This is a genomic window from Halalkalibacterium ligniniphilum (genome assembly GCF_000334155.1).
GTDB classification, from domain to species: Bacteria; Bacillota; Bacilli; order Bacillales; family Bacillaceae_D; genus Halalkalibacterium; species Halalkalibacterium ligniniphilum.
This window is the reverse complement of record NZ_ANNK01000174.1, coordinates 1-2973: the sequence shown is the minus strand read 5'-3', so window position 1 is coordinate 2973 and position 2973 is coordinate 1. Positions and strand designations below refer to the sequence as shown.

The following is a 2973-nucleotide window of genomic DNA, read 5'->3' as shown; positions in this document are numbered from 1 at the left end:
AACGTTCAAGAATTGTTTTTGGATAAGTCCTCGACCGATTAGTATCTGTCAGCTTCACGTGTCACCACGCTTCCACACCAGACCTATCAACCTCATCATCTCTAAGGGGTCTTACTGGATTAACTCCATGGGAAATCTCATCTTGAGGGGGGCTTCATGCTTAGATGCTTTCAGCACTTATCCCGTCCACACGTAGCTACCCAGCGATGCTCCTGGCGGAACAACTGGTACACCAGCGGTGTGTCCATCCCGGTCCTCTCGTACTAAGGACAGCTCCTCTCAAATTTCCTGCGCCCGCGACGGATAGGGACCGAACTGTCTCACGACGTTCTGAACCCAGCTCGCGTACCGCTTTAATGGGCGAACAGCCCAACCCTTGGGACCTACTTCAGCCCCAGGATGCGATGAGCCGACATCGAGGTGCCAAACCTCCCCGTCGATGTGGACTCTTGGGGGAGATAAGCCTGTTATCCCCAGGGTAGCTTTTATCCGTTGAGCGATGGCCCTTCCATGCGGAACCACCGGATCACTAAGCCCGACTTTCGTCCCTGCTCGACTTGTAGGTCTCGCAGTCAAGCTCCCTTTTGCCTTTGCACTCTACGAATGATTTCCAACCATTCTGAGGGAACCTTTGGGCGCCTCCGTTACTGTTTAGGAGGCGACCGCCCCAGTCAAACTGCCCACCTGACACTGTCCCTGAACCGGATCACGGTCCGAGGTTAGAATGTCAATACCGTCAGGGTAGTATCCCACCGACGCCTCCACCGAAGCTAGCGCTCCGGCTTCCAAGGCTCCTACCTATCCTGTACAAACGGTACCAAAATCCAATATCAAGCTACAGTAAAGCTCCATGGGGTCTTTCCGTCCTGTCGCGGGTAACCTGCATCTTCACAGGTACTATAATTTCACCGGGTCTCTCGTTGAGACAGTATCCAAGTCGTTACACCATTCGTGCGGGTCGGAACTTACCCGACAAGGAATTTCGCTACCTTAGGACCGTTATAGTTACGGCCGCCGTTTACTGGGGCTTCAATTCAGAGCTTCTCCCGAAGGGATAACCCCTCCTCTTAACCTTCCAGCACCGGGCAGGTGTCAGCCCCTATACTTCGCCTTGCGGCTTCGCAGAGACCTGTGTTTTTGCTAAACAGTCGCTTGGATCCTTTCACTGCGGCTCTCCGGGGCTATTCACCCTAGAGAGCACCCCTTCTCCCGAAGTTACGGGGTCATTTTGCCGAGTTCCTTAACGAGAGTTCTCCCGAGCGTCTTAGAATTCTCTTCTCGCCTACCTGTGTCGGTTTGCGGTACGGGCACCTCTCACCTCGCTAGAGGCTTTTCTTGGCAGTGTAGGATCAGGAACTTCGGTACTATGATTTCCCTCGCCATCACAACTCAGCCTTTGCGAGAAGCGGATTTGCCTACTTCTCAGCCTTATTGCTTGGACGCGCATATCCATCAGCGCGCTTACCCTACCTTTCTGCGTCCCCCCATTACTCAAACGGTGAGGAGGTGGTACAGGAATTTCAACCTGTTGTCCATCGCCTACGCCTTTCGGCCTCGGCTTAGGTCCCGACTGACCCTGAGCGGACGAGCCTTCCTCAGGAAACCTTGGGCTTTCGACGGAGGGGATTCTCACCCCTCTTTTCGCTACTCATACCGGCATTCTCACTTCAAAGCGCTCCACCAGTCCTTACGGTCTAGCTTCACAGCCCTTTGAACGCTCCCCTACCACTGACACCTTATGGTGTCAATCCATAGCTTCGGTGATACGTTTAGCCCCGGTACATTTTCGGCGCAGAGTCACTCGACCAGTGAGCTATTACGCACTCTTTAAATGGTGGCTGCTTCTAAGCCAACATCCTGGTTGTCTGGGCAACTCCACATCCTTTTCCACTTAACGTATACTTTGGGACCTTAGCTGATGGTCTGGGCTGTTTCCCTCTTGACTACGGATCTTAGCACTCGCAGTCTGACTCCCGAGGATAAGTCTTTGGCATTCGGAGTTTGACTGAATTCGGTAATCCTGTGGGGACCCCTAGTCCAATCAGTGCTCTACCTCCAAGACTCTTCCCTCGAGGCTAGCCCTAAAGCTATTTCGGGGAGAACCAGCTATCTCCGAGTTCGATTGGCATTTCACCCCTACCCACACCTCATCCCCGCATTTTTCAACATGCGTGGGTTCGGGCCTCCATTCAGTGTTACCTGAACTTCACCCTGGACATGGGTAGATCACACGGTTTCGGGTCTACGACGGCGTACTTCATTCGCCCTATTCAGACTCGCTTTCGCTACGGCTCCGCCTCTTCAGCTTAACCTTGCACGACATCGTAACTCGCCGGTTCATTCTACAAAAGGCACGCTGTCACCCCTTAACGGGCTCCAACTAGTTGTAGGCACACGGTTTCAGGATCTCTTTCACTCCCCTCCCGGGGTGCTTTTCACCTTTCCCTCACGGTACTGGTTCACTATCGGTCACTAGGGAGTATTTAGCCTTGGGAGATGGTCCTCCCGGATTCCGACGGGGTTTCACGTGTCCCGCCGTACTCAGGATCCACTCTGGAGGAAACGAAGTTTCGGCTACGGGGTTGTTACCCTCTCTGACGGGCCTTTCCAGACCGCTTCGCCTACTCCATTTCTTTCTTACTCCGTATAGAGTGTCCTACAACCCCAAGAGGCAAGCCTCTTGGTTTGGGCTGTTTCCGTTTCGCTCGCCGCTACTCAGGAAATCGCATTTGCTTTCTCTTCCTCTGGGTACTTAGATGTTTCAGTTCCCCAGGTCTGCCTCCTCATACCCTATGGATTCAGGTATGGGTACCATCCCATTACGGATGGTGGGTTCCCCCATTCGGATATCCTCGGATCAAAGCTTACTTACAGCTCCCCGAGGCGTTTCGCCGTTCGTCGCGTCCTTCTTCGGCTCCTAGTGCCAAGGCATTCACCGTGCGCCCTTCATAACTTAACCAAATGACTGCAGTT

At 53.4% G+C, this 2973-nt stretch carries 1 rRNA gene; it reads right to left on the bottom strand.

Annotated features, from left to right (window positions below):
- Nucleotides 1-18: 18 nt before the first annotated feature.
- Nucleotides 19-2959, bottom strand: a 23S ribosomal RNA gene (locus BLT_RS0120980).
- Nucleotides 2960-2973 lie beyond the last annotated feature (14 nt).